The organism is Variovorax sp. GW821-FHT09B05 (assembly GCF_059418265.1).
The window spans coordinates 156229-182810 of sequence record NZ_JBWKPN010000005.1 but is presented as its reverse complement, the minus strand read 5'-3'; the positions used below and the strand labels follow the sequence as shown (position 1 = coordinate 182810).

Genomic DNA, 26582 nt, shown 5'->3' with positions numbered 1-26582 from the left:
GATAGTCGGCCACTCAACCCGGCACGCGCTCGGCCGGCGCCGAACCCGCCCGAACCACGCCGCGGCCCGCGGTCTTGGCCGCATAGCAGGCCTCGTCGGCGGCGCGCAGCCACGCGTCGACGCTCAGCGTCTGCGGCGTGAGGCTGGCCACGCCGATGCTCGCGCCGATACGCAGGTCCTCGGGCAGCGAGGGCATGGCGATCTCGGCGATCGAGGTGACGATGGCCTCGGCCACGCGCACCGCGTCGGCATGGCGGCAGCGTTCGAGCAGCAGCACGAACTCGTCGCCGCCCAGCCGCGCCGCGAGGTCGCCCGCGCGCACCCGCGAGGCGATGGCGCCGGCGGCCGCGCGCAGCATCGCGTCGCCGGTCAGGTGGCCGCCGGTGTCGTTCACGCGCTTGAAGTTGTCGAGGTCGATGAAGACCATCGCGGCCGGCATAGTGCCCGGGAGGCCCGCGATCAGCCGTTGCGCATGGGCCTCGAAGCGCTGGCGGTTGGCCAGCCCGGTCAGGCTGTCGTGCGCGGCCGACCACTCGAGCGCCGCGCGGGTGCGGCGCTGCTGGTCGATGTCGGTCAGGATCCAGATCGTGCCGAGCTCCATGCGCGCCGCGTCCACCGGCTTGCTGCGCAGCCGGGCCCAGAAGCGGCTGCCGTCGGCGCGCTGCACCTGGCATTCGCCCACGTAGGCCTGGTCGGCACCGAAGGCCAGCGCCTCGAGCGCGGCCAGCGGGGTTTCGCCGGGTTCGGGCGGCACCAGCACCTTGCTGGTCAGCCGGCCCAGCAGGTCTTCGCGCGCGCAGTCCAGCAGCCGGCAGAGCTCGTCGCTCGCGAGGTCGAAGCGGCCGTCGCGCACCAGCGCGATGCCGACCGGCGCCGCGCGCATCACCGAGCCGAGCTTGGCGATGCTTTCGCCGTTGAGCCGCTCGAGCTCGGCGCGCTGGATGCCCACGCGCCGCAGCACGTTGCCGAGCTGGCCGATCTCGCCGCCCGCGCGCGGCCAGCCGTCGGCCGCGCCCAGGCTGCCGTCGAACAGGTGCTGGGCGCGCCGCTCCAGCAGGCGCAGCGGCCGCAGCCCCCACCACAGCAGCGCGAACAGCGCCAGCGCCAGCGGCGCGACGATCAGGCCGGCCCAGCGCAGCGATTGGGCGCGCGCGGTGGCGAAGGGCGCGGTCAGTTCGGACTGGGGCCGGGTGCGCCACACCATCCAGTCGGGCCCGGCCACGCCGGCGGCGCTGGCGATCTCGCCGGGCTGCGGCAGCGCCACGCCCGCGGGTTCCGCCGGGCTGTGCTCGGCGGTCCAGGCCTTGAAGGCCTGCCCCAGGCGCGGTTCGTCGGCGAGCGAGCTCATGATGCGGCGGCGGTCGGGATGCGCGAGCACGCGGCCGTCGAGCGTGGTGACGACCAGTAGCGCGTTGTCGTCGCCGGCCTGCGGATCGACCAGGCCGTCGAGCAGGTCGCGGCTGGACAGCCGCAGCACGCCGCCGAACACCGCGTAGATGCCCGAGGCATTGCGCGCCGGCTGCGTGAACACCACGATCGGCTCGCCCGACAGCGGGCCGTTCAGCGGCTCCGAGACGATCGCCCGGCCCTCGGCCAGGGTGCGGCGGAAGTAGCTGCGCTGGGTCAGCGGCAGCGCGGGCCGCGAGACGCCGTTCTCGGCATCGACCAGGATGCGCACCTCGCCGTCGGGCCGCGCGATGTAGAGCACGGTGAAGAGCCCGCGCAGGATCGGCTTGCTGTCCATGAAGCGCGCGAGCGCCACGGGGTCGTCGAGCGTGGCCTCGTCCAGCGATTCGGCGACCGACAGCAGCGCGCGCTGCAGCTGGACCACGCTGCGCGAGAGCAGGGCGGCGGTGCGGGCCGATTCGCCAAGTTCGCGCTGCTGCTGCGCGGCGAGCAGGTCGCGCTCGGCGATGCCCAGCAGCACGCTGGTGCTGAGCGCGATGCCTAGGGCCAGCGCCACGATGCCGCCCAGCGTGAGGCGGACCTTGAGCGATCCGAACACGCGCTCGAGGCGCCCGCGTGGCCGGCCGATCATCAGGTCATCCGTGCGGTCGGCCGCTGCGCCCGCGCTTTTCGAGGTACATCGCGGCATCGGCCAGACGCAGTGCTTCCTCGGCCGTGGTGAAGCGCGGATCGACCGCGACCGTGCCCACGCTGGCGCCGCCGTAGCCGATCTCGACCGTGCCGAGGTGGAAGGCGCCGACCGTGGCCGCCGCCACGCGCTGGCCGAGCGCCTCGGCCGCGGCCGGCGATTCGCCGCCCGCGAGCGCGGGGCCCGGGCCGACCACCACGAATTCGTCGCCGCCGAGGCGGGCCAGCAGGTCGCCGGCGCGCAGCGTGTCGTGCAGCCGGCGCGCGATCTCCACCAGGAAGTCGTCGCCGGTCTCGTGGCCGTGCAGGTCGTTGATCTTCTTGAAGCCGTCGAGGTCGACGAAGGCCACCAGCACGCCGGTACCGTCGCGCTGGCCCTGGGCCAGCATGCGGCGCAGGCCCTCGAGGAAGGCGCGCCGGTTCGGCAGGCCGGTCAGCGCATCGGTCGCGGCATGGGTGGCGAGCTCGGCATTGGCGGCCGAGAGGCGCTGGAACAGCTGCTCGCGCTCGACCTGGTGGCCGATCAGCCGCGCGAACAGGCCCAGCACGTTGGTGGCGTTGGCCGGCAGCGGCTGGCGCTCGGCACTGGCCGCGCACAGCGTGCCGTAGAGGCCGCCGCTGTCGGTGCGCACCGGGGTGCTCACATAAGTCTGGATGCCGAGCTCGCGCGCGGCATCGGAATCACCCCAGCATTCGGCGACGTTGTCGGTGTAGACACGGCCTTCGTCGAGGGCGCGCTTGCACAGGGTGTCGCCCCAGGGCACGGCGAGGCCCTCGGGAATCTGCAGCCGCCGCACGTTGCGCGCATACAGGATGTGCTGGAGCCCCTGCTCCAGGTCGATGCGCGTGAGGTAGGTCGACTCCAGGCCGGTCACGGCCTCGAGCATCTCGAGCATGGGACGGGTCAGGTCCTCGAGGGTCCTGGCCGACGATACGGAACTCGAAAGCTGGGTCAGCAATGTGTCCATGGGGTCCATTCTGCCGTTCAGACAGAAAAAAGAAACATTTGGTATTCAATTCACAAGAATTTGTGAACTTTTGTCGCGAAACTGGCCCGGCGGAGCGGGCCGCCGGGCGGGCCATTCAGGCCTCCAGGGCTTCCATCAGCTCGGTTTCGATCGCGGCCTGGGTGCGCTGGCCTTGCAATTCGGGACCGCTGATGAGGAAGCTGTCTTCCACGCGCTCGCCCAGGGTCGTGACCTTGGCGAGCTGCAGGTTCAGGTGGTGCCGTGCCAGCACGCGCGCCACCGAATAGAGCAGGCCGGCGCGGTCGCTGGCCGAGATGCTGAGCACCCAGCGCTGTGCCTTCTCGTCGGGCACCAGGCTGATGCGCGGCTTGATCGGGAAGCTGCGCACCCGGCGCGACACCCGGCCCATGCTCGGCAGCGGCAGCGCGCCGGCCTCGGTCAGGGTCTGCGCGAGCCCGGTCTCGACCATGTTGATCAGGTCGCGGTAGTGGTCGGGCAGGAAGGTGGTCACTACCTGGAAGGTGTCGAGCGCGTAGCCGTTGCTCGTGGTGTGGACCTTGGCGTCGAGGATGCTGAACGAGGCCTGGTCGAAGTAGCCGCAGATGCGCGCGAACAGGTCGGGCTGGTCGGGCGTGTAGACCACCACCTGCAGCCCTTCGCCCACCGGCGACAGGTGCGCGCGCACCACCGGCGGCGCGGCCGGGTCGATCGGCACGTTCTTCGGCGGCACGAAGCGCGACAGCTGCATCGCGTGCCAGGCGATCTCGCTGGCGTCGTGGCGCATGAAGTAGCCCACGTCCAGCGTGTCCCACAGCGCCTTGTGCGCCTCGAAGCGCTGGGCATGCAGCGCGAGCTGCACCAGCGCCTCGCGCTTGCGCGACTCGACCTCGGTGTCGGGGTCGGGCATGCGTCCGCCGAGCGCGCGCAGGGTGTAGCGGTACAGGTCCTCGAGCAGCTTGCCCTTCCAGGCATTCCACACGCGCGGGGAAGTGCCGCGGATGTCGGCCACGGTCAGCAGGTAGAGCGCCGTGAGGTAGCGCTCGTTGCCCACGCGGCGCGCGAAGGCGCCGATCACCTCGGGGTCGCTCAGGTCCTGCTTCTGTGCCACCTGGCTCATCACCAGGTGCTCGGAGACCAGGAACTCGATCAGCTTCGAGTCTTCGCGCGAGATGCCGTGCTGCTTGCAGAAGCGCGCCACGTCGCGCGCGCCCAGCGTGGAGTGGTCGCCGCCGCGGCCCTTGGCGATGTCGTGGAACAGCGCGGCCACGTACAGCAGCCAGGGCTTGTCCCAGCCGGCCGCGAGCTGCGAGCAGAACGGGTACTCGTGGGCGTGCTCGGCGATGAAGAAGCGCCGCACGTTGCGCAGCACCATCAGGATGTGCTGGTCGACCGTGTAGACGTGGAACAGGTCGTGCTGCATCTGCCCCACGATGCTGCGGAACACGCGCAGGTAGCGCCCCAGCACCGAGGTCTGGTTCATCAGCCGGAAGGCATGCGTGATGCCGTAGGGCTGCTGCAGCATCCGCATGAAGGTCTCGTGGTTCGCCGGATCGTTGCGGAACTTGCTGTCCATCACGTGGCGCGCGTTGTAGAGCGCGCGCAGCGTGCGCGCCGACAGGCCCTTCACGCCGATGGTCTTCTGGTAGAGCAGGAAGGTCTCGAGGATGGCGTGCGGCTCGCTCTCGTAGAGGTCGTCGCGCGCGATCTCGATCAGGCCGGCGCGCTCGAAGAAGCGCTCGTTGATCGGCGTCGGCAGCTCGTCGATCGGCTGCAGCCGCTCGGAGATGTTGAGCAGCAGGATCTGGTTGAGCTGCGAGACCGCCTTGGCGGCCCAGTAGTAGCGCCGCATCAGCGCCTCGCTCGACTTGCGCTGCGACTCGCTCACGTAGCCGAAGCTCGCCGCCACGGCGGTCTGCAGGTCGAACACCAGCCGGTCCTCGCGCCGGTTGGCGATCACGTGCAGCCGGGCGCGGATCAGCGACAGCAGCGCCTCGTTGCGCTTGATCTGCTGCGCCTCGAAGGGCGTGGCCAGGCCGTTGCGCGCCAGGTCGTCCCAGCGGCTGCCGAAGCCCGCGGCCTTGGCGACCCAGAGGATGGTCTGCAGGTCGCGCAGGCCGCCCGGCGATTCCTTGCAGTTGGGCTCGAGCGCGTAGGGCGTGTTGTCGAACTTCTGGTGCCGGTGCCGCATCTCCTGCGACTTGGCGATGAAGAAGGCTTGCGGGTCGATCACCGTGCCGAAGCGCTTGCGGAAAGTGGCGAACAGCTTCTTGTCGCCCACGATCAGCCGCGCCTCGAGCAGCGAGGTCTGGACCGTGACGTCCTTCTCGGCCTCGGCCAGGCATTCCTCGATGGTGCGCACGCTCGAGCCGATCTCCAGGCCGGCATCCCAGCACTGGCCGATGAAGGCCTCGAGACGCGCCGGCTCGACCGCCTGCTCGCCGCCCTCGGGCGGCAATAGCAGCAGCACGTCGACGTCGGAATAGGGGAACAGCTCGCCGCGCCCGTAGCCGCCGACCGCCACCAGCGCCAGGCCGTCGCCGAACTCGGCGTCCTGCCACAGCGTCTGCAGGCTCTCGTCGGCCAGCGCCGCGAGCTGGCGCAGCACCGTGTGCACGCTGCGCGTGGGCGCGCGCGCGAAGCGCAGGGTTTCGAAAAGGGCGAGCTTCTTCGCGCGGTAGGCTTCGCGCAGCGTCGCGACGTCGTGTCGGGCGGCTTCGATCATGGCGGTGGGGTGGCGCGGCCGGCCGCGCGGCTCATGTCCTGATGGCGCTCACGAAGGAAGGCAGCGGCGGGCTGCCCTCGGACAGGGTCAGCACCTCGTAGCCCGTTTCGGTGACCAGCACCGTGTGTTCCCACTGGGCCGAGAGCGAATGGTCGCGCGTGACGATGGTCCAGCCGTCGTACTGGCCGCCCTTGAAGTCTTCCTTCACCTCGCGCTTGCCGGCGTTGATCATCGGCTCGATGGTGAAGATCATGCCGGGCTTGAGCTCTTCCATGGTGCCCGGGCGGCCGTAGTGCAGCACCTGCGGTTCTTCATGGAAACGCTGGCCCACGCCGTGGCCGCAGAACTCGCGCACCACCGAGAAGCCCTGGCCCTCGGCGAACTTCTGGATCGCGTGGCCCACGTCGCCCAGGTGGGCGCCGGGGCGCACCTGCAGGATGCCGTGCCACATGGCCTCGAAGGTGATGTGGCACAGGCGCTTGGCCGCGATCGAGGCGTCGCCCACGACGTACATGCGGGAGTTGTCGCCGAACCAGCCGTCCTTGATGACGGTGACGTCGACATTCATGATGTCGCCCTTCTTCAGGGGCTTGTCGTTCGGGATGCCATGGCACACCACGTGGTTGACCGAGGTGCACAGCGACTTGGGGAAGGGGACGCTGCTGGCGCCCATGTAGCCCACCGTGGCCGAGGTGGTTCCCTGCTTGACCATGTACTCGGCGGCCAGGCGGTCGACGTCGTTGGTCGTGATGCCGGGCTTGATGAAGGGCGTGAGGTAGTCCAGCACCTCGGACGCGAGGCGGCAGGCGACGCGCATGGCGGCGATGCCCGCGGCGTCTTTGTAGGTAATGCTCATGCGTGGAATTATCCCATCCGGGCGAAGAAATCAGCGCCCGGACGGGCTCTGGCCGGCCGCCCGGGCGAGGCTTTCGCCATGACCTAAAATTCGCGTCCTGCGCGGACGGCCCCAGTCAGCGGCCGCCCGCCCACGGATTTCCAGACCTCTCCAAAGCCCAACGCGGCCCCAAGGCCCCACCCATCGTGACGCAGTCCGCTTCCGTTTCCACAGCCCTTCCCGTCGTAACCATCTTCGAGGGCGGCAGCGCACTCAGCGAATTCCGCGCGCGGCAGCTCCTGCCGAAGCTCCAGGCCGTCGATCCGCGCATCGAGGGCATCGCCGCGCGCTTCGTCCACCTGGTGGTGACCGACGGCGCGCTCGACGCCGCGGGCCGCGAGCGCTTCGAGGCGCTGCTGAGCTACGGCGAGCCCTTCGAGGCGCCCGCGGCCAAGGCCTCGGCGGCGGTGGTCGTCACGCCGCGCCTGGGCACCGTGTCGCCCTGGGCCTCCAAGGCCACCGACATCGCCCACAACTGCGGCCTGGCGTTGCGCCGGGTCGAGCGCGTCACCCAATACCACCTAAAGCTCAAGGCGCCGCTGCTGGGCAAGGCGCCGGTGCTCGAGGGCGAGGCGCTGGCCGCCGCGGCCGGCCCGCTGCACGACCGCATGACCGAATCGGTGCTCGCCACGGTCGACCAGGCCGCCAGCCTGTTCAGCGAACTGCCGGCCCAGCCCATGGCCACGGTCGACGTGCTGGCCCAGGGCCGCGCGGCGCTGGAAGCCGCCAACACCGGCTTCGGCCTGGCGCTGGCCGAGGACGAGATCGACTACCTGGTCGATGCCTTCACGAAGCTGGGCCGCAACCCCAGCGACGTCGAGCTGATGATGTTCGCCCAGGCCAACAGCGAGCACTGCCGCCACAAGATCTTCAACGCCGACTTCACGATCGACGGCGCGGCGCAGCCGCAGAGCCTGTTCTCGATGATCCGCCACACCGAGCGCCAGAACCCCCAGCACACGGTGATCGCCTATGCCGACAACGCCTCGGTGATGGAAGGCGGCGAGGTCGAGCGCTTCATCCCGCGCGGCGCCGATGCCGCGAGCGCACCGGCCTACACCAAGGACACGGCGCTGACCCATGTGCTGATGAAGGTCGAGACCCACAACCACCCGACGGCGATCTCGCCGTTCCCGGGCGCCTCGACCGGCGCCGGCGGCGAGATCCGCGACGAGGGCGCGACCGGCCGCGGCTCCAAGCCCAAGGCCGGCCTGACCGGCTTCACGGTCTCGAAGCTCTGGCCCGAGGACGGCCACTACGGCAAGCCCGAGCACATCGCGAGCCCGCTGCAGATCATGACCGAGGGCCCGCTGGGCGGCGCCGCCTTCAACAACGAGTTCGGCCGGCCCAACCTGCTGGGCTACTTCCGCGAGTACGAGCAGGCCCTGGCGAGCGACCGCGACACGGTGCAGCGCGGCTACCACAAGCCGATCATGATCGCCGGCGGCCTCGGCAGCATCGACGCCACGCAGACCAAGAAGATCCGCTTCCCGGCCGGCTCGCTGCTGATCCAGCTCGGCGGCCCGGGCATGCGCATCGGCATGGGCGGCAGCGCCGCCAGCTCGATGGCCACCGGCGCCAACGCGGCCGAGCTCGACTTCGACTCGGTGCAGCGCGGCAACCCCGAGATCGAGCGCCGCGCGCAGGAGGTCATCAACCACTGCTGGCAGCAGGGCGCGGCCAACCCGATCCTCGCGATCCACGACGTGGGCGCGGGCGGCCTGAGCAATGCCTTCCCCGAACTGACCAACGACGCCGGCCGCGGCGCGCGCTTCGACCTGCGCGCGGTGCCGCTCGAGGAATCGGGCATGGCGCCGAAGGAGATCTGGTGCAACGAGAGCCAGGAGCGCTACGTGCTGGCGATCGCGCCCGAATCGCTCGAACAGTTCAAGGCCTTCTGCGAGCGCGAGCGCTGCCCCTTCGCGGTGGTCGGCGTGGCGACCGAGGAGCGCCAGCTGCTGGTGGCCGACGAGGGCGCCGCGCTGCAGCCGGTCGACATGCCGATGGACGTGCTGCTCGGCAAGCCGCCCAAGATGCACCGCGACGTGCAGTCGGTGGCACGCAGCTTCCGGCCGCTGGACCTCACGGGCGTCGACCTGCAGAAGGCCGCGATCGACGTGCTGTCGCACCCGACCGTCGCCTCCAAGCGCTTCCTGATCACCATCGGCGACCGCACCGTGGGCGGCCTGAGCCACCGCGACCAGATGGTCGGCCCGTGGCAGGTGCCGGTGGCCGACTGCGCCGTGACGCTGGCCGATTACCGGGGCTTCGCGGGCGAGGCGATGAGCATGGGCGAGCGCACCCCGCTGGCCGCCTACGACGCGCCCGCTTCGGGCCGCATGGCGGTGGCCGAGGCCATCACCAACCTGCTGTCGGCGCCGATCGAGCTGTCGCGCGTCAAGCTGTCGGCCAACTGGATGGCCGCCTGCGGCGAGCCCGGCGAGGACGCCGCGCTCTACGCCACGGTCAAGGCCGTCGGTCTCGAGCTCTGCCCGGCGCTGGGCATCTCGATTCCGGTCGGCAAGGATTCGCTGTCGATGCGCACGCAGTGGAAGGAGGGCGGCGAGACGAAGAAGGTGACCTCGCCGGTCAGCCTGATCGTGAGCGCTTTCGCCTCGCTCGACGACGTGCGCGGCACGCTCACGCCGCAGCTCGACGACAGCGAGGAGGACAGCACGCTGGTACTGGTCGACCTCGGCCGCGGCCAGCACCGCATGGCCGGCAGCATCCTGGCGCAGACGCTGGGCCAGAGCGGCGACACCGTTCCCGACCTCGACGATCCGGCGCAACTGGTGGCCCTGGTCGATGCCGTCAATGCGCTGCGCGCCGACGGCAAACTGCTTGCCATGCACGACCGCAGCGACGGCGGCCTGTTCGCGGCCGCCTGCGAGATGGCCTTTGCGGGCCATGTGGGCGTGGCGCTCAACGTCGACATGCTGGTGACTGAGGGTGACGGCATCTCCGACAGCCGCATGGAGACCGGCGACGCCAAGAACTGGGCGCAGCAGGTCAGCGCGCGGCGCGAGGAGCTCACGCTCAAGGCGCTGTTCAACGAGGAGCTCGGCATGCTGCTGCAGGTGCGCACCGCCGAGCGCAACGAGGTCATGCAGGTGCTGCGCGCCCACGGCCTGAGCACCCACAGCCATTTCGTCGGCAAGACCCGGCCCGCGAGCTCGGCCATCGAGGCCGGCAAGGGCAAGCTCGAGGTGTGGCGCGATGCCAAGTCGGTGTTCAGCGCCAGCCTGCACGACCTGCACCAGGTCTGGGACTCGGTGAGCTGGAAGATCGCGCGCGAGCGCGACAACCCGGCCTGCGCCGATGCCGAGCACGCGGCGGCCGGCGAGCCTGCCGACCCGGGCCTGCACTGGCACCTGCCGGCCGGCGCCGAGCCCGCCGCACCCGCGGTGCTGGCTTCGCGGCCCAAGGTCGCGATCCTGCGCGAGCAGGGCGTGAACTCGCACGTCGAGATGGCCTATGCCTTCAACGAGGCCGGCTTCGAGGCCTTCGACGTCCACATGACCGACCTGCAGTCGGGCCGCGCGCGGCTCGCCGACTTCAAGGGCGTGGTGGCCTGCGGCGGCTTCAGTTACGGCGACACGCTGGGCGCCGGCATCGGCTGGGCCCGCAGCATCACCTTCAACCCGCGCCTGGCCGACGAGTTCAAGCGCTTCTTCGGCCGCGCCGACACCTTCGGCCTCGGCGTGTGCAACGGCTGCCAGATGTTCGCCGAGCTGGCCGACATCATCCCCGGCGCCGAGGCCTGGCCGCGCTTCACCACCAACCAGAGCGAGCGCTTCGAGGCCCGCCTGTCGATGGTCGAGGTGCTCGATTCGCCGAGCCTGTTCTTCGCGGGCATGGCCGGCACGCGGCTGCCGATCGCGGTCGCGCACGGCGAGGGCTATGCCAACTTCAAGCACCGTGGCGATGCGTCGAAGGCCATCGCGGCCATGCGTTTCGTCGACAACCACGGCCAGCCCACCGAGCAGTACCCGTTCAACCCGAACGGCAGCGCGGGCGGCCTGACCTCGGTGACCACGGCCGACGGCCGCTTCACCGCCGTGATGCCGCACCCCGAGCGCGTGTTCCGCAACATCCAGATGAGCTGGACCGGCGGCGACGCGAGCGCGCACAGCCCCTGGATGCGCATCTGGCGCAACGCCCGCCGCTGGGTGGGCTGATCGCCGACGGCAAGGGTCCCAATCCGGCAAGACCGGTGGGGCCTTTGATGGCCGCCTGCGCCACCGGGCCGGTAGACTCGGCCGCATGCTGCGCACTTCCGCTTCCACGCTGACCGCACCGGCCCTGTCGGGCGCGCTCGCGCGTGGCCGGCGCCGCGCGGCGCGGATGACGGCGCTCAAGCGCCGATCGCCCTGGCATTCCTGAGCCCGGCGATCCTTCCTCCTCCCTTTCTTCTTTCGCGCACCTCCTGATCGCCGGGCCTCCTCCAAGCCCGCGCGTCGGCGCGTCCGTTCTGTCCCGCTCCCTCGATGGAGCCCGCGGCACGCCTTCACTTCATCAGGAGCCATCCATGCAAGCCACCGCCTCGTTCACGCGACTCGAACGAACCCTCACCCAGCTCGACCACGCACGCCTGCACAAGCTCGCCGCGCATGCGCTGCAGACGCGCGGCGCGACCGATCCGATCGCGCAGGCCCTCGAGGAGATGCTCGACTGCAGCGAGATCGTGGCGCCGCAGGACGCGTCGCCCGACCTCGTCACGATGAACTCGCGCGTCGAGCTCGAGGACCCCGCGAACGGCGAGCGCTACACGATCACGCTGTGCTATCCGCGCGATGCCAAGCCTTCCGAGGGCGAGGTCTCGGTGATGTCGCCGGTGGGCGCGAGCCTGCTGGGCGCGCGCGTGGGGCAACTGGTGGAATGGACCACGCCGGCCGGCGTGCACGGCTCGGCGCGCGTGGCCGCGCTGCAGTTCCAGCCCGAAGCGGCGGGCGAATACCTGCGCTGAAGCGCTCGCTTAGGCGTCAGCCGGCGGCCGCGTTCAGCAGGCTGCCGGGCGTGGTGCCGTAGGCGCTCTTGAAGGCGCGCGAGAAATGCGAGAGGTCGCTGAAGCCGCACTGGTAGGCGGCCTGCGTGACCTGCTGCACGCGGCCCTCGGACAGGATGTGGAAGCTCTGCTCGAGCCGGCGCTTCCACAGGTGGTGCATCACGGTCGTGCCGTGGGCCGCGAACACGCGCGTGAGCGTGCGCGGCGAGACATGCGCGGCCTCGGCCACGCCGGCCATCGACAGGCCGGTGTCGTCCAGGTGGGCGTCGATGTAGCGCACGGCCTTCTCGTAGATCGAGCCGTGGCGCGTGGCCGCGGCGGCGCCCTCGGCCACGTCCTGCAGCTCCATCGCGGCGCTCAGCGTGTCGAGGAAGGCGGCGGCGAAGCGCGCCTGCGCGGCCAGCGCCGAGTCGCGCGCCTCGAAGCGCAGCGCCTCCTCGGCCATGCCGTGCAGCAGCCCGGCCAGCGAGCTGCCGTCGGCGATCTTGAGCGCCATCATGTGCTCGGCCTTCGGGAAGCGCGACAGCAGCTGCTGGCGCGGAAAGCGCACCAGCAGCAGCGATTCGGGCGCGAGCTCGTGCACGAAGGGCCGTGCCGCGTCGTACAGCACGATGTCGCCGGCCGAGGCGCGCAGCGTGCGGCCCTGCTGCGCCATGTTGGCCTGGCCGCGCTGGAAGAAGGCGGCCACGATGTCGTCGTCGGGCGCGACGCGCGCGAGCTGGTCGGTGCGGATGAAGGTATGCGGCTTCGACTGCATGCGGCACACCGTGAGGCTGCCGAGCTGCTGGCCCGAGAGGCAGCCGTCGAAGTCGCGTGCGAATTCGCCGCGCGCCGGTATCAGGCGCCGGCACACCGATTCGCGCCAGAACTCGGTCTTGTGCCGCGGCGCGAGCGCCTCGGTCGAGTGGTAGAAGCCCATGGTCGACACCCTCCGCGCCGATGGCGCGCCGCGGATTCTTGCAAGAAACAAGCCCAAAGAAAAACGGCCCGAAGGCCGTCTTGCATGGGTGAGGGCGGGCAGGGCGCGCCGCTTACTCGATCTTCGCCTTGGCGCGCAGGTCTTCCTGGTACTTCTGCAGGCGCTGCTGCTGCAGCTGCTGCGTGATCTGCGGCTTGATGTCCTCGATCTTCGGCAGCTGGGCCTGGCGGATGTCGTCGACGCGGATGATGTGCCAGCCGAACTGGGTCTTGATCGGAGCCGGCGTGGTCTCGCCCTTCTTGAGCTTGATCATCGCTTCCGAGAACTCGGGCACGAAGTTGGCGGGGTTGGCCCAGTCGAGGTCGCCGCCGTTGGCGCCCGATCCGGGGTCCTTGCTCTGCTTCTTGGCGATGTCTTCGAATTTGCCGCCCTTCTTCAGGTCGGCCATGATCTTCTTGGCCTGGTCCTCGGTCTCGACCAGGATGTGGCGCGCCTTGTATTCCTTGCCGCCGTTGGCCGCAACGAACTTGTCGTACTCGGCCTTCACGTCGGCGTCCGAGACCGGGTTGGTCTTGCGGTAGTTCTCGAACAGGGCGCGGATCAGGATCGCCTGGCGGGCGAGCTCGAGCTGGTTCTTGTAGTCCTCGGTGGCGTCGAGGCCCTGCTTCTGCGCTTCCTGCATGAACACTTCGCGTGCCACGATTTCATCGCGCAGCTGGCCTTGCATCTCGGGCGTGACCGGCCGGCCGGCCGCGGCCAACTGCTGGGCCAGCGCGTCCATGCGTGCCTTGGGCACTGCCTTGCCGTTGACGATGGCTGCGTTCTGCGCCAGGGCAGCCATGGGAACGGCACCAAGCAGCGCTGCGGCCGCGACGGCCTGCAAGATTTGTTTTTTCATGGATTGAATGTCAGGCTGAGAAATGCGCGTTGGATGAAAGTGCGCGTGGAGGAAACCGGAGCAAAGACACAGGGGAGGGAGCGCCGCCGCGGAGAACCGGGCCCGGCAGCCGGAGGCTGGCGGTGGATGGACGACTCAGAGCACCTCGATGGCGATGGCGTGCAGACCCTGTGCGATGAAAAGTTGGAGGGCATCATACACAAGCCGATGACGTGCCACGCGTGGCTTTCCCTCGAACAGCGGGGAGGCGATGCGCACGCGGAAATGGGTGCCGAATCCCTCGGCATTGGCCCCCGCGTGGCCCGCATGCGCGGCGCTCTCGTCGATGACTTCGAGCGCCGTCGGCTGCAGTGCGGCACGCAGCGCGGCCTCGAGGGCCGCCACGGTCGGCAGCGGATGCGAAGCGGTGGTGCTGCTCATGCTCAGGCGGCCGGCTTGTCGTCGCCGCTCTTGAGGTGCGGCGAGATGTACAGGCCCTGCGCCACCAGGAACACGATCGGGAACACGTAGCCCCAGAGCTTGAAGTTGACCCAGGCCTCGGTCGTGAAGTAGGCCGCGACGTAGCCGTTGATGGCGGCCATGAACAGGCAGTAGCCGATCCACGCGATGTTCAGCCGCATCCAGATGCGGTCGGGCAGCTCGAGCTGCGAGCCCAGCAGCATCTTGAGGAAGTTCTTGCGGAAGGCCCACAGGGCCACGGCCAGCGCCACCGCCATCGCGCCGTAGAGCACGGTCGGCTTCCACTTGATGAAGCGGTCGTCGTGCAGCACCAGCGTGAGCGTGCCGAACAGCAGGATCAGCACCAGCGTGGCCTTCTGCATCGCCTGCAGCTTGCGTTCCATTGCATAGATGATCGCCATCTGCACCACCGTGGCGGCCATCAGCACGCCGGTGGCGGTGTAGATGTCGGCGAGCTTGTAGGCCCCGAAGAACAGCAGGATCGGGAAGAAGTCGAGGATCAGTTTCATGCAGTCGGATGGCGAGGGGGCCGGAGGGAAAGGGGGAGGTGGCCGTTCAGGGCTTCTTCTGGAAATCCAGCGAGGCCGAGTTCATGCAGTAGCGCAGGCCGGTCTCGGTCGGTCCGTCGGGGAAGACGTGGCCCAGGTGCGCGCCGCAATTGGCGCAGACATTCTCGGTGCGCACCATGCCGTGCGAGCGGTCGACGATGTTGCGGATCGCGCCCGGCACCGCTTCCTCCGAGAAGCTGGGCCAGCCGCAGCCGGCGTCGAACTTGGTGGCGGACTCGAACAGCTTGGCGCCGCAGCAGACGCAGTGGTAAGTGCCGTCGTCCCAGTGGGCTTCGTACTTGCCGGTGAAGGGGCGCTCGGTCGCCGCATGGCGGGTCACCTCGAAGGCCGCCGGCTCGGCGCCCTTTTCGGCGAGCAGCGCTTTCCATTCGGCATCGGTTTTCTGGACGGGTGTGTTCATGATGAGCAACTGATTTCGATCGTGGAAGCCCAGTCGGGCGGGAACCCGGCATACGCCTGCGCGCCGGGATGTTCTTCAAATGGGGATTCCAGCAGGGCCAGCAAGGTCGCCACGCCCGAGAAGTCCTTGCGGCCAGCCGCTTCGATGGCCTGCTGGCCCAGGTGGTTCCGCAGCACGTATTCCGGATTGCTGCGCAGCATCAGTTCGGCCGCCTGCTCGCGCGGGGTGTGGGCATGGCGCTCCAGAAACGATAGCAGCCAGGCGTCGAAGCCGGCGCGGTCGATGAACAGTTCGCGCACCGGCTCGATGTTGCCGTCGGCCCGGTAGCGGGCCAGGCGGCGCCAGAAGATCGTGTAGTCGGTCTTCTCGGCCGCCAGCAGCTTGAGCACGCCCTCGATCAGCTGGCGGTCGCCGTCGGCCGCGTCGGCGAGGCCGAGCTTGGCGCGCATGCGGTTCTCGAAGGCGTTCGGGAACGCGGCCTTGTACGACTCGAGCGCGGCCAGCGCGAGCTCCTGGTCCTCGATCAGCGGCAGCAATGCCTGGCCGAGGCAGAACAGGTTCCAGTAGGCCACGTTGGGCTGCTGGTTGAAGGCATAGCGCCCGCCGGTGTCGCTGTGGTTGCAGATGTGGCGCGGATCGAAGCCGTCGAGGAACTGGAACGGGCCGTAGTCGATGGTGAGCCCGAGGATGCTCATGTTGTCGGTGTTCATCACGCCGTGGCAGAAGCCCACGGCCTGCCAGTGCGCCAGCAGGGTGGCGGTGCGTTCGCTCACGGCCTCGAGCAGCGCCGCATAGGGGTTGCCGCCGAAGCGCTCGTTGTGGCGGCAGGCCGGGTAGTAGCGGTCGATCACGTAGTCGGCCAGCGCGCGCAGTTCCTCGTGCTGCTGGTTCGCCGCGAAGTGCTCGAAATGGCCGAAGCGGATGAAGCTCGGTGCCACCCGCGTCACCACCGCGGCGGTCTCGATCTCCTCGCGGCGCACGCGCGCGTCGGAGCCGGTCACGCACAGCGCGCGCGTGGTCGGGATGCCCAGGCCGTGCATGGCTTCGCTGCAGAGGAACTCGCGGATGCTCGAGCGCAGCACGGCGCGGCCGTCGCCCATGCGCGAATAGGGCGTGCGGCCCGCGCCCTTGAGCTGGATCTCGAGGCCGTCCGCGGTTTCGCCGAGCAGGATCGCGCGCCCGTCGCCGAGCTGGCCGGCCCAGACGCCGAACTGGTGGCCGCTGTAGACGCTGGCCAGCGGCCGCGCGCCCTCGAGCGGGATGTTGCCGCTCAGTGCCTCGAGCAACGCGTCGCTGCGCCAGCCTTCGGGCAGGCCCAGCTCGCGCGCGACCCGTTCGCTGTGGCCGACCCAGTAGGGCGGCGTGGGCGAACTCAGCGGGGTGGGGCGCAGCTCGGTGTAGAAGCGCGGCCCCAGCGTGGAGAAGCCGGTGGTGGCCCAGCCCAGGCCCAGGTCGGCGCTCCCGGGCCGGGTTTCGGTCGACGTGGGGCGGTTCTCTTCGGCAAGCAGGCTCGTGGGCGTCATGCCCCGATTGTCCGGCAGAGCGCTAGACCCCTGGCCAAGGGGGGCCTCGGAGACCAGAAACTAGGCGGCGGCGCGCAGCATCGAGCCGGCCGCGTCGCCATGCCACAGCCGCGTGCGGTACTGCGCCGGCGGCAGGCCGAACCAGCGCTTGCACGCGCGGAAGAAGTTGCTGCTGTCGACGAAGCCCAGCAGGTCGGCCACGTCGGTCAGCGTGTGGCGCTCCTGCGCCAGGTACTGCTGCGCCAGTTCGCGCCGGGTGCGGTCGAGCAGCGCCTGGAACGACACCGACTCCTCCTGCAGCCGGCGCTGCAGCGTGCGCTCGGCCAGGCCCAGGCCCGAGGCCACGTCCTGGCGGCGCGGCTCGCCGTGCGGCAGGCGGCGCGCGATCTCGGCGCAGACCAGGGTGCTGGTGGTGGTCTGGCCCAACTGGTCGAGCTGGTCGTCGAGCAGGTGTTCCTGCATCTCGCCGAGCTCGGGGTGGCTGGTGGGCAGCGTCATCGCCAGGTTGGCGGCCGACAGCAGCATGCGGTTGGCCGGGGCGCCGAAGCGCACCTCGCAGCCGAAGGCCTCGCGGTGCGGCCGGTCGTCGTCGGGGGGCGGATAGGCGAACTCGATCGCCAGCGGCTCCATCTCGCGCCGGATCAGCCAGCGGCACTGCATCAGCATGGTGAGCAGGGCGTACTCGACGCGCTGGCGCGGGATCGGCAGGCTGCCGCCCGTGTGCTGCATCACCATCCAGCTGCCGCGCGCCTCGGGCTGCACCGAGAAGGCGGTGGCATCGGAGATCACGGGCATGTAGCGCGCGAGCCGGTCCATCGCCTCGCCGAGATCGACGCAGCAGGCCATGACGTGGGCGACGGTGCCCAACTTGCTGTGGGTGGCGGCCAGGCCGCGGTGCAGGCCCAGCGTGGGCCGGCCCGCGCGCGCTACGGCCAGTTGCCACAGCACGGTGATCTCGTCGACCGGGATGCGCGCGTTCTGCCGCAGCAGCGACTCGGGGTCGAAGCCGGCGTCGCGCAGCAGCGAGGGCACGTCCAGTCCCTCGGCCTCGAACATCCTCAGCACCCCCTCGAGCCATGCCGACGAGCTGGTGCGCAACTCGGGCTGCGGCATGCAGCCCGGACGGCGCGCAGGCCGGCGCGCGTGGCGCGGGTTGGAGGCTCCTGAAGTCATTCGATTGGCTCGCTTGCGATAGCGGTGGAAACGGCACCCGTTCCTAGAATTTTTTTCGGGTTCGGCGGGCCGGAGTATGGCCGCGGGGCACCGATGCAGGAATTCCGATTAACCCGGTGTGGAGACAAACACATGCAAGAAATGGCAACGGCACGAAAAAGCCAGGGTGCGGCAGGACAGAAGACAAGGGTGGCTTCGGCCATCGCCATGGCCGCGATCGCGGCCGCCAGCATGGCCCTCGTGGCCTGCGGCGGCGGCGGCTCGGGGTCGAGCGGATTCTTCCCGGTGGCACCGCCACCCCCGCCGCCGCCCGCGCCACCACCGGCCGCGGACGGCCCGATGGTGCGCCAGACCACCGCCGGCAAGATCGAGGGCGTGGACGACAGCGCCGGCACCGGCACCTTGTCGTGGAAGGGCGTTCCGTTCGCCCAGGCCCCCGTCGGCGCGCTGCGCTGGGCGCCGCCGGCCGATCCCAAGGTCTGGGAGGGCGTGCGTTCCGCCGCCAAGTTCGGCCGCAGCTGTGCCCAGGGCGGGCGCTACTTCAGCCCGGCACCCGACGACGCGCCCTTCGGCCTCGGCACCCGCGAGGGCTTCGGCAAGCCGGTGGGCGACGAGGACTGCCTCACGCTCAACATCTGGCGCCCGAGCGGCGACGCCGCCAAGCTGCCCGTGATCGTCTACATCTACGGCGGCAGCAACATTTCGGGTTACACGGCCGATCCGGGCTACGACGGCGCGCAGCTCGCCAAGCGCGGCAATGCCGTCGTCGTGACGATCAACTACCGGCTGGGCGTGCTCGGCTGGCTCGACCTGCCGCAGCTCAAGAACGGCGAGGCGAAGAACGACTCGGGCAATTTCGCGCTGCTCGACCAGATGCAGGCGCTGAAGTTCATCCAGGCCAACATCGGTGCCTTCGGCGGCGACGCGGGCAACGTCACGGTGATGGGGCAGTCGGCGGGCGCGGTCAACACCTGGGGCCTGGTGGTCTCGAGCGCATCGGCCGGGCTGCTGCACAAGGCGGTGCCGCTGAGCGGCGGCATGGCCTTCTCGACGCGCGCCACCGCGCAGACCTATTCGAAGGGGCTGCTCGCGGCCATCGCCATCGCCGACGGCAAGGCCGTCGACACCACCTCGGCCAATGCCTGGGTGGCCTCGCAGACCAATGCGCAGATCGCCACCTACCTGCGCGGCCTGCCGGCCGACAAGCTGCTGACCATCGTGCTCGCGAACCCGCAGCTGGGCAACGCGCCCGCGCCGATCGAGGACGGCACCATCCTGCCCGTGAACTCGCGGGCCGAGGTCGATGCCGGCCGCTTCAACAAGGTGCCGATGCTGATCGGCAACACGCGCGACGAGGGCACGCTGTTCGCCAACCTGTTCGGCACCTTCACGGGGCAGGGCCTGGGCTTCAAGCCGACCGACTACGAACGCTTCGGGCTGCAGTACAACTTCAACCCCGATGCACCGGTCACGCTCACCGAGGCCGACCTGATCAACGCACCCTACCTGCCGGTAGGTAAGCCGCTGACCGGATGGAAGGCCGCCTCGGATTTCGCGACCAACGCGATCTTCCTCAACGGCCTGCCCGCGCAGATCGACTCGGTCGCGAAGTACCTGCCGACCAAGACCTGGTACTACCGCTTCGACTGGAGCCAGCAGGTGGCGCCGTTCAATACCGTCTACGGCGCGACGCACGGCCTCGACACGGTGTTCATGTTCCACAACTTCGGCACCAACATCTTCTCCTTCGCCTACGGCGAGGCGAACCGGCCGGGCCGCGAGGCGCTGTCGGACGCGATGGTCGGCAGCCTGTCCGCGTTCGCGCGCACCGGCGATCCGAACCATGCGGGCCTGGGCGTGACCTGGCCCAACTGGCCACGCAAGATCGTGCTCGACGCCAGCAAGACGCAGCTGCAGAACAGCGCGCGTTGAGCACTGCGCCCACCGGCAAGGCACGCCACCGCGACGGCCATGGCCGCCGCGGTGGTGGCGAAGGTCGCGCGAGGGGCGAGGCGTCTGCATGCTCCGGCGGACGCCAGCTGTCATCCGGACGACAGATCGGTCCTCGCAGACTGCGGGTTTCTGTCATTGTGCGAACGCACATAAATTGCGTGAATCGCCGTAATCTTTGAAACCGCTGAATTTTGTTGAAAGAAGGAGCCTGTAGATGCTGGGTTTGATGCAAGACCGACCGCTTTTGATCTCGTCGCTGATCGAGTTCGTCGAGCGCCACAACGGTGACGGCGAGATCGTCTCGCGGCGGGTCGAGGGCGATATCCACCGCTGTACCTGGAGCGACATCGCATCGCGTTCCCGGCAGGTGGCCAATGCGCTGGACGGCGAGCAACTGCTGTTCAGCGACCGCATCGCGACCCTGGCCTGGAACGGCTACCGCCACCTGGAGCTCTACTACGGCGTCAGCGGCAGCGGCCGCGTGCTGCACACCATCAACCCGCGCCTGCATCCCGACCAGATCGCGTGGATCGCCAACCACGCCGAAGACCAGATCCTGTGCTTCGACCTCACCTTCCTGCCGCTGGTGCAGGCCGTGCATGCCAAGTGCCCGACCATCCGCAAGTGGGTCGCGCTGTGCGGGCCCGACAAGCTGCCGGTCGACAGCGGCATCCCCAACCTCGTGAGCTACGAGGACTGGGTCGGCGGCCAGTCCACCGACTACCAATGGCCGGTGTTCGACGAGAACTCGGCCTCGAGCATGTGCTACACGAGCGGCACCACCGGCAACCCCAAGGCCGCGCTCTACAGCCACCGCTCGACCATGCTGCACGCCTATGCGGCGGCGCTGCCCGACGTGATGCGCATCTCGGCGCGCGACTCGGTGCTGCCCGTGGTGCCGATGTTCCACGTCAACGCCTGGGGCATTCCGTACTCGGCCGCGCTGGTCGGCTGCAAGCTGGTGTTCCCGGGCCCGGCGCTCGACGGCAAGTCGGTCTACGACCTGATCGAGGGCGAGGGCGTGACCTTCGCGGCCGGCGTGCCCACCGTGTGGCAGATGATGCTGGGCCACATGCAGACCAACGGCCTGAAGTTCAGCGCCCTGAACCGCACCGTGATCGGCGGCTCCGCCTGCCCGCCGGCCATGATCAAGGCCTTCCAGGACCTGTACGACGTCGAGGTGCTGCATGCGTGGGGCATGACCGAGATGAGCCCGCTGGGCACGCTGTGCACGCTCAAGAACAAGCACCTGAAGCAGTCGCCCGAGGAGCAGCTCGCGGTGCGCCTCAAGCAGGGCCGCGCGATCTTCGGCGTCGACATGAAGATCGTCGACGGCGAGAACAACGAGCTGCCCTGGGACGGCAAGGCCTACGGCGACCTGCTGGTCAAGGGCCCGTGGATCGTCAAGGAGTACTTCAAGGGCGAGGGCGGCGATCCGCTGATCGACGGCTGGTTCCCCACCGGCGACGTCGCCACCATCGATGCCGACGGCTACCTGCAGATCACCGACCGCAGCAAGGACGTGATCAAGTCCGGCGGCGAATGGATCAGCTCGATCGACATCGAGAACATCGCGGTCTCGCATCCGGCCATCGCCATGGCGGCCTGCATCGGCGTCTACCACCCCAAGTGGGACGAGCGGCCGATCGTCGCGGTGGTGAAGAAGCCCGGTGCCGAGGTCACGCGCGAGGAACTGCTGAAGTTCTACGAAGGCAAGACCGCCAAGTGGCAGATCCCCGACGACGTGGTCTTCGTCGAGGCGATTCCGCTGGGCGCCACTGGAAAGATCCTCAAGACCCGGCTGCGCGAGCAGCTCAAGGACTACAAGCTGCCCGGCTTGTAAAGCGGGTGTGGCGGTGGCCGTGTCGCCTAGGCGATAGCACGGCCACCTCCGCGGCCCGGCTTGCGGGCAATCCCTGTGCGGACGAAAAAAGTGCGCTTGTACGCTGCGGATGCAGCCAATCGGGCAGCCCTTCAACCTGGAGACTCTTCATGCGTTTTGCCCTCAAGTCCATCGCCGTGTGCGCCCTGCTGGCCGGTGCCGGCGCGTCCTTCGCCCAGAAGGGCGAGACCGTCAAGATCGCCTGGCTCGATCCGCTCTCGGGCCTGATGGCCGCGGTGGGCACGAACCAGCTCAAGACCACGCAGTTCCTGGCGGAGGAGTTCAACAAGAAGAACGCCTCGGGCGTGAAGTTCGAGATCATCGGCATCGACAACAAGCTCAGCCCGCAGGAGACCACCGCCGCACTGCGCTCGGCGCAGGACCAGGGCGCGCGCTACATCATGCAGGGCAACGGCTCGGGCCCGGCGCTCGCGATCATCGACGCGGTCGAGAAGAACAACGCGCGCAATCCGGGCAAGGAACTGCTCTTCATGAACTACGCGGCGGTCGACCCCGACCTGACCAACAGCAAGTGCAGCTACTGGCACTTCCGCGTGGACGCCGACACCTCGATGAAGATGGAGGCGCTGACCACCTGGATGAAGGACCAGACGGACATCAAGAAGGTCTACATCCTCGGCCAGAACTACGCGCACGGCGTGCAGGTCAGCAAGTACGCCAAGGAAAACCTCAAGACCAAGCGCCCCGACATCCAGATCGTGGGCGACGACCTGCATCCGCTGGCCCAGGTGCGCGACTTCGCGCCCTACATCGCCAAGATCAAGGCCTCGGGTGCCGACACCGTGATCACCGGCAACTGGGGTTCCGACCTGTCGCTGCTGATCAAGGCGGCCAACGACTCGGGCCTCAACGTCAAGTTCCTGACCTATTACGCGCCCGGCGCCGGCACGCCCACCGCCATGGGCGCCACCTCCGACGGCAAGGTCTACACCGTGGCCTATGCCCACTACAACATGGGCGGCGACATCCAGCGCCTGCTCGGCGGCTACAAGAAGAAGATGAACGACGACCTCACGCAGGCGTCGATCTACCACGTGTTCGCGCTGCTCGATGCCGCCTTCGCGCAGACCAGGTCGACCGACCCGGTCAAGGTCGCGGCCGCGCTCGAGGGCATGAAGATCAAGAGCTTCAACGGCGAGGTCGAGATGCGCAAGACCGACCACCAGTTGCAGCAGGGCCTGTACATCTCGCGCTGGGAGAAGGCCAGCGCCAAGTACCCCTATGACGCCGAGAACACCGGCTACACCAATGTTCCCGTGAAGTATTACGAGTCGTACGTGGCGAGCACCCCGACGACCTGCCAGATGAAGCGCCCCTGAGGCTATTCGTGCGCGCATTTCCTACCCGTCGGTAGCAACAGCCTACCGGTGGGTAGAAATTGGAGAAATGCGCTGTCGCCTGCGCGATAGAAACGGGCCTCGCGGCATCTCCCTTACGGGCATTCCCTGAGGGGAGGGGCTGCGAAGGCTTGTACGCTCGTGCAAGGTTTTTTGAATCGGTTTGACCAGGAGATATAGATCGTGAAGTTCGCTCTGAAAATCGCTACCGCAGCCATCCTTGCCGCCAGCGCCGCCGGCGCCCTGGCCCAGAAGGGTGAAACCGTCAAGATCGCATGGCTCGACCCGCTGTCGGGCCTGATGGCCGCGGTCGGCACCAACCAGCTCAAGACCTTCCAGTTCCTGGCCGAAGAATTCAACAAGAAGAACGTGGCCGGCGTGAAGTTCGAGATCATCGGCATCGACAACAAGCTCAGCCCGCAGGAAACCACCGCCGCGCTGCGCTCGGCCATGGACCAGGGCGCGCGCTACGTGGTGCAGGGCAACGGCTCCGGCCCGGCGCTGGCCATCATCGACGCGCTCGAGAAGCACAACGCCCGCAACCCGGGCAAGGAAGTGCTCTACGTCAACTATGCGGCCGTCGATCCCGACCTGACCAACAGCAAGTGCAGCTACTGGCACTTCCGCCTCGATGCCGACACCTCGATGAAGATGGAGGCGCTGACCACCTTCATGAAGGACCAGCCCGAGATCAAGAAGGTCTACCTGATCAACCAGAACTACTCGCACGGCCAGCAGGTCTCGAAGTTCGCGAAGGAAAACCTCAAGACCAAGCGCCCCGACGTCGAAGTCGTCGGCGACGACCTGCATCCGCTGGCCCAGGTGCGCGACTTCGCGCCCTACATCGCCAAGATCAAGGCCTCGGGCGCCGACTCGGTGATCACCGGCAACTGGGGCTCCGACCTCGCGCTGTTGATCAAGGCGGCCAACGATGCCGGCCTCAACGTCAAGTTCTACACCTACTACGCCGTCACCAACGGCACGCCGACCGCCATGGGCGCGGCCTCGGACGGCAAGGTCTACCAGGTCGGCTACAGCCACTACAACGCGCCGGGCCCGGTCCAGCCGCTGATGGGCGAGTTCAAGAAGCGCTTCAACGACGACCTCTACACCACCGACGTCTACACGGTCTACGCGATGCTCAGCGAAGCCTTCGTGCGCGCCAAGTCGACCGAGCCGGTGAAGGTGGCCGCCACGCTCGAGGGCATGAAGTTCAAGAGCTTCAACGGCGACGTCGAGATGCGCAAGGCCGACCACCAGCTGCAGCAGGGCCTGTGGATCACGCGCTGGCAGAAGGCCGACGCCAAGAACCCGTACAGCCCGGAGAACACCGGCTACACGCTGGCCCCGGTCAAGTACTACGAAGCCTACGTGGCGAGCACGCCCACCACGTGCCAGATGAAGCGGCCCTCCTGAACGCGGGACGCCCCTGAACGGTCGAGGCCCGACTTCAACACTCGGGCCTTTTTCTTTTTCATGTGATCCGAAAGACCGATGAACGTCGAATTCTTCGTCATCTCGCTGCTCAACGGCGTGAGCTACGGCCTGCTGTTGTTCATGCTGAGCTCCGGCCTCACGCTGATCTTCAGCATGATGGGCGTGCTCAACTTCGCGCACGCCAGCTTCTACATGCTGGGCGCGTACATCGCCTACACGCTGTCGAACATCGTCGGCTTCTGGCCTGCGCTGTTCCTCGCGCCGCTGCTCGTGGGCGCCCTGGGCGCCGGCTTCGAGCGCTACTGCCTGCGGCGCGTGCACAAGTTCGGCCACGTGCCCGAGCTGCTCGTGACCTTCGGTCTTTCCTACCTGATCCTCGAGCTGGTGCAGCTGGTGTGGGGCCGCTCGACCGTGCCCTACGGCCTGCCGGCGCAGCTCCAGGGCCCGCTGTTCACGCTCTACGGCACCCAGTTCCCCAAGTCGCGCTCCTTCATCATGCTGGTGGCGGTGCTGATGCTGGTGTCGGTCTGGCTGCTGCTCACGCGCACGCGCATCGGCCTCGTGATCCAGGCCGCGCTCAAGCACCCCGACATGGTCGAGGCGCTGGGCCACAACGTGCCGCGCGTGTTCATGCTGGTGTTCGGCGGCGGTGCCGCGCTCGCGGGCCTCGCGGGCGTGGTCGGCGGCAACACCTACGTCACCGAGCCGGCGATGGCGGGCTCGGTCGGCTCCATCATCTTCGTGGTGGTGGTGGTCGGCGGCATGGGCTCGCTGGCCGGGGCCTTCCTGGCCTCGCTGCTGATCGGCGTGATCCAGACCTTCGCGGTCGCCATGGACCAGTCGCTGGCCGGCGGACTGCAGGCGCTGGGCATGGCGGTCAACGACCAGACCTTCGGCTACGAGCTGCTCAAGCTCACCATCTCGCAGGTCGCACCGATCCTGCCGTACCTGTTCCTGGTCCTCATCCTGATCTTCAGGCCCAAGGGTCTGCTGGGCACCCGGGAGGACTGACGCCATGACATCGACCACGCAAGCTTCGCGCTACTACCGCTTCAAGCCCTGGAACATCGGCCGCTACCTGATCTGGGCGCTGTTCGCCATCGCCCTGATCGTCGCGCCGCACCTGTTCAAGAGCAGCCTGGCGCTGACCATGCTCTCGCAGATGGGCTACCTCATCGTCATCTGCCTGAGCTACAACATCCTGCTGGGGCAGGGCGGCATGCTGAGCTTCGGCCATGCCGTCTACGTCGGGCTGGGCTCGTTCATCGCGATCCACACGATGAACCTCGCGAGCAAGGGCGCGCTGCCGGTGCCGCTGGTGCTGATCCCGCTCGTGGGCGGGCTCGCGGGCATGTTCTTCGCGATCCTGCTGGGCTTCGTCACCACGAAGAAGTCGGGCACCACCTTCGCGATGATCACGCTGGGCATCGGCGAACTGGTGGCCGCCATGGCGCTGATGTTCCCGAGCTTCTTCGGCGGCGAGGGCGGCATCACCACCGACCGCGTCTACGGCACGCCCTTCCTCGGCATGACCTTCGGGCCGCAGATCCAGGTCTACTACCTGATCGCGTTCTACTGCTTCGTGTGCACCGCGCTGATGTTCGCCTTCACCGGCACGCCGCTGGGCCGCATGCTCAACGCGGTGCGCGACAACCCCGAGCGCGTGGAATTCATCGGCTACAACACGCAGCGCGTGCGCTACTTCGCGTTCATCATCGCGGGCTTCTTCGCCGGCATCGGCGGCGGCCTGGCCTCGATCAACTTCGAGATCGTGAACGCGGCCGACAGCCTCAACGCGGTGCGCTCGGGCGGCTACCTGCTGTTCACCTTCCTCGGCGGCGCGGTGTTCTTCTTCGGCCCGATGATCGGCGCGGTGCTGCTGGTGTTCGCCTCGATCCTGCTGTCCGAGCTCTCGAAGGCCTGGCAGCTGTACTTCGGGCTGGTGTTCGTGTTCATGGTGATGTTCGCCCCGGGCGGCATCGCGAGCCTGGTCATGATGAACCTGCGCGTGGCCAAGTTCGGCAAGTTCGACCGCTTCTGGTGGCTCTACCTCGCGCTCGCCGCGGCGCTGGTGCCGGTGGTGATCGGCGCGGCCGCGCTGATCGAGATGATCTACCACATCCAGCTCAATGCGGCGATGGGCTCGCGGCTGAACTTCTTCGGCGTCTCGCTCGACACCGCGGGCATGGGCAGCTGGCTCGGCGCGGTCGCGATCCTGGCCATCGGCCTGGGCGCGCTCGAGGTCGCGCGGCGGCGCTTCGTGCGGGTCTGGGGCCAGGCGCAGGAAGAGATCGAAACGGAAATCAAGCGTCGGGAGGCGGCGTAAC

19 protein-coding genes are annotated in these 26582 nt (G+C 68.6%); 8 read left to right on the top strand and 11 right to left on the bottom strand.

From position 1 onward, the window contains the following. Positions 1-13 precede the first annotated feature (13 nt). From AC07RM_RS15110 to map, 4 genes are all read right to left on the bottom strand, one after another. A complete protein-coding gene (locus AC07RM_RS15110) occupies positions 14-2038 on the bottom strand; it encodes a sensor domain-containing diguanylate cyclase (protein ID WP_495335067.1) in 2025 nt (674 codons plus the stop codon). 4 nt (positions 2039-2042) lie between these two features. Then, positions 2043-3062, bottom strand: a complete 1020-nt coding sequence (locus AC07RM_RS15105) for a GGDEF domain-containing protein (protein ID WP_093342115.1) — start codon at positions 3060-3062, stop codon at positions 2043-2045. A gap of 115 nt (positions 3063-3177) precedes the next feature. After that, positions 3178-5784 carry a [protein-PII] uridylyltransferase gene (locus AC07RM_RS15100; RefSeq protein WP_093342114.1) on the bottom strand — a complete coding sequence of 869 codons (2607 nt, stop codon included), beginning with the start codon at positions 5782-5784 and terminating at the stop codon, positions 3178-3180. Between the two features lie 31 nt (positions 5785-5815). Further along, on the bottom strand, positions 5816-6640 hold the full coding sequence (map, locus tag AC07RM_RS15095; protein WP_208509381.1) for a type I methionyl aminopeptidase: 825 nt from the start codon (positions 6638-6640) through the stop codon (positions 5816-5818). 185 nt (positions 6641-6825) lie between these two features. On the opposite strand from map, the gene purL reads away from it, so the two are divergent. Both purL and rnk read left to right on the top strand, forming a co-directional pair. Continuing rightward, complete coding sequence (gene purL, locus AC07RM_RS15090; protein WP_495335066.1) at positions 6826-10857, top strand: phosphoribosylformylglycinamidine synthase; 4032 nt, start codon at positions 6826-6828, stop codon at positions 10855-10857. 350 nt (positions 10858-11207) lie between these two features. After that, positions 11208-11645, top strand: a complete 438-nt coding sequence (gene rnk, locus AC07RM_RS15085; RefSeq protein ID WP_296799774.1) for a nucleoside diphosphate kinase regulator — start codon at positions 11208-11210, stop codon at positions 11643-11645. 16 nt (positions 11646-11661) lie between these two features. On the opposite strand, the gene AC07RM_RS15080 is transcribed toward rnk, so the two are convergent. The 7 genes from AC07RM_RS15080 to AC07RM_RS15050 form a co-directional block, all read right to left on the bottom strand. Next, on the bottom strand, positions 11662-12603 hold the full coding sequence (locus tag AC07RM_RS15080) for a helix-turn-helix domain-containing protein (protein ID WP_093342108.1): 942 nt from the start codon (positions 12601-12603) through the stop codon (positions 11662-11664). A gap of 112 nt (positions 12604-12715) precedes the next feature. Then, positions 12716-13501, bottom strand: a complete 786-nt coding sequence (locus AC07RM_RS15075; RefSeq protein ID WP_495335065.1) for a peptidylprolyl isomerase — start codon at positions 13499-13501, stop codon at positions 12716-12718. A 135-nt stretch (positions 13502-13636) separates the two neighbouring features. After that, positions 13637-13921, bottom strand: coding sequence for a BolA family protein (locus AC07RM_RS15070; protein WP_093342105.1), 285 nt, complete (start codon positions 13919-13921; stop codon positions 13637-13639). Positions 13922-13923: 2 nt separating this feature from the next. Beyond that, positions 13924-14469 carry a septation protein A gene (locus AC07RM_RS15065; protein WP_093342103.1) on the bottom strand — a complete coding sequence of 182 codons (546 nt, stop codon included), beginning with the start codon at positions 14467-14469 and terminating at the stop codon, positions 13924-13926. A gap of 46 nt (positions 14470-14515) precedes the next feature. Next, positions 14516-14929: a peptide-methionine (R)-S-oxide reductase MsrB gene (gene msrB / locus AC07RM_RS15060; protein WP_057597047.1), complete on the bottom strand. Its 414-nt coding sequence runs from the start codon at positions 14927-14929 to the stop codon at positions 14516-14518. After that, positions 14926-16452, bottom strand: a complete 1527-nt coding sequence (locus tag AC07RM_RS15055) for a protein adenylyltransferase SelO (protein WP_495335064.1) — start codon at positions 16450-16452, stop codon at positions 14926-14928. Before AC07RM_RS15055 ends, msrB begins: the two co-directional genes overlap by 4 nt. Positions 16453-16512: 60 nt before the next feature. Further along, complete coding sequence (locus tag AC07RM_RS15050; RefSeq protein ID WP_296801617.1) at positions 16513-17625, bottom strand: AraC family transcriptional regulator; 1113 nt, start codon at positions 17623-17625, stop codon at positions 16513-16515. Positions 17626-17814: 189 nt separating this feature from the next. Between AC07RM_RS15050 and AC07RM_RS15045 the strand changes: the two genes are divergently transcribed. The 6 genes from AC07RM_RS15045 (at position 17815) to AC07RM_RS15020 (ending at position 26581) form a co-directional block, all read left to right on the top strand. Continuing rightward, positions 17815-19557, top strand: coding sequence for a carboxylesterase/lipase family protein (locus AC07RM_RS15045; RefSeq protein ID WP_495335063.1), 1743 nt, complete (start codon positions 17815-17817; stop codon positions 19555-19557). Between the two features lie 235 nt (positions 19558-19792). Further along, a complete protein-coding gene (locus tag AC07RM_RS15040; RefSeq protein ID WP_093342097.1) occupies positions 19793-21421 on the top strand; it encodes a 3-(methylthio)propionyl-CoA ligase in 1629 nt (542 codons plus the stop codon). 149 nt (positions 21422-21570) lie between these two features. Further along, positions 21571-22800 (top strand): branched-chain amino acid ABC transporter substrate-binding protein, encoded by a 1230-nt coding sequence (locus AC07RM_RS15035; RefSeq protein ID WP_495335062.1) that lies wholly within the window; start codon positions 21571-21573, stop codon positions 22798-22800. Positions 22801-23001: 201 nt separating this feature from the next. Beyond that, complete coding sequence (locus AC07RM_RS15030) at positions 23002-24234, top strand: branched-chain amino acid ABC transporter substrate-binding protein (RefSeq protein ID WP_093342094.1); 1233 nt, start codon at positions 23002-23004, stop codon at positions 24232-24234. A 78-nt stretch (positions 24235-24312) separates the two neighbouring features. Then, on the top strand, positions 24313-25266 hold the full coding sequence (locus AC07RM_RS15025; RefSeq protein WP_093342092.1) for a branched-chain amino acid ABC transporter permease: 954 nt from the start codon (positions 24313-24315) through the stop codon (positions 25264-25266). A 4-nt stretch (positions 25267-25270) separates the two neighbouring features. After that, positions 25271-26581: a branched-chain amino acid ABC transporter permease gene (locus AC07RM_RS15020; protein ID WP_495335061.1), complete on the top strand. Its 1311-nt coding sequence runs from the start codon at positions 25271-25273 to the stop codon at positions 26579-26581. Position 26582 lies beyond the last annotated feature (1 nt).

Bases quoted from the DNA above. Each gene is read 5' to 3' on its own strand.
- map (WP_208509381.1), bottom strand. From the start codon at position 6,640: ATGAGCATTACCTACAAAGACGCCGCGGGCATCGCCGCCATGCGCGTC.
- AC07RM_RS15075 (WP_495335065.1), bottom strand. From the start codon at position 13,501: ATGAAAAAACAAATCTTGCAGGCCGTCGCGGCCGCAGCGCTGCTTGGT.
- AC07RM_RS15050 (WP_296801617.1), bottom strand. From the start codon at position 17,625: ATGACTTCAGGAGCCTCCAACCCGCGCCACGCGCGCCGGCCTGCGCGC.
- AC07RM_RS15035 (WP_495335062.1), top strand. From the start codon at position 21,571: ATGCGTTTTGCCCTCAAGTCCATCGCCGTGTGCGCCCTGCTGGCCGGT.
- AC07RM_RS15065 (WP_093342103.1), bottom strand. From the start codon at position 14,469: ATGAAACTGATCCTCGACTTCTTCCCGATCCTGCTGTTCTTCGGGGCC.
- AC07RM_RS15020 (WP_495335061.1), top strand. From the start codon at position 25,271: ATGACATCGACCACGCAAGCTTCGCGCTACTACCGCTTCAAGCCCTGG.
- AC07RM_RS15055 (WP_495335064.1), bottom strand. From the start codon at position 16,452: ATGACGCCCACGAGCCTGCTTGCCGAAGAGAACCGCCCCACGTCGACC.
- AC07RM_RS15025 (WP_093342092.1), top strand. From the start codon at position 24,313: ATGAACGTCGAATTCTTCGTCATCTCGCTGCTCAACGGCGTGAGCTAC.
- AC07RM_RS15110 (WP_495335067.1), bottom strand. From the start codon at position 2,038: ATGATCGGCCGGCCACGCGGGCGCCTCGAGCGCGTGTTCGGATCGCTC.
- msrB (WP_057597047.1), bottom strand. From the start codon at position 14,929: ATGAACACACCCGTCCAGAAAACCGATGCCGAATGGAAAGCGCTGCTC.
- AC07RM_RS15080 (WP_093342108.1), bottom strand. From the start codon at position 12,603: ATGGGCTTCTACCACTCGACCGAGGCGCTCGCGCCGCGGCACAAGACC.
- rnk (WP_296799774.1), top strand. From the start codon at position 11,208: ATGCAAGCCACCGCCTCGTTCACGCGACTCGAACGAACCCTCACCCAG.
- AC07RM_RS15040 (WP_093342097.1), top strand. From the start codon at position 19,793: ATGCTGGGTTTGATGCAAGACCGACCGCTTTTGATCTCGTCGCTGATC.
- AC07RM_RS15100 (WP_093342114.1), bottom strand. From the start codon at position 5,784: ATGATCGAAGCCGCCCGACACGACGTCGCGACGCTGCGCGAAGCCTAC.
- AC07RM_RS15105 (WP_093342115.1), bottom strand. From the start codon at position 3,062: ATGGACACATTGCTGACCCAGCTTTCGAGTTCCGTATCGTCGGCCAGG.
- AC07RM_RS15070 (WP_093342105.1), bottom strand. From the start codon at position 13,921: ATGAGCAGCACCACCGCTTCGCATCCGCTGCCGACCGTGGCGGCCCTC.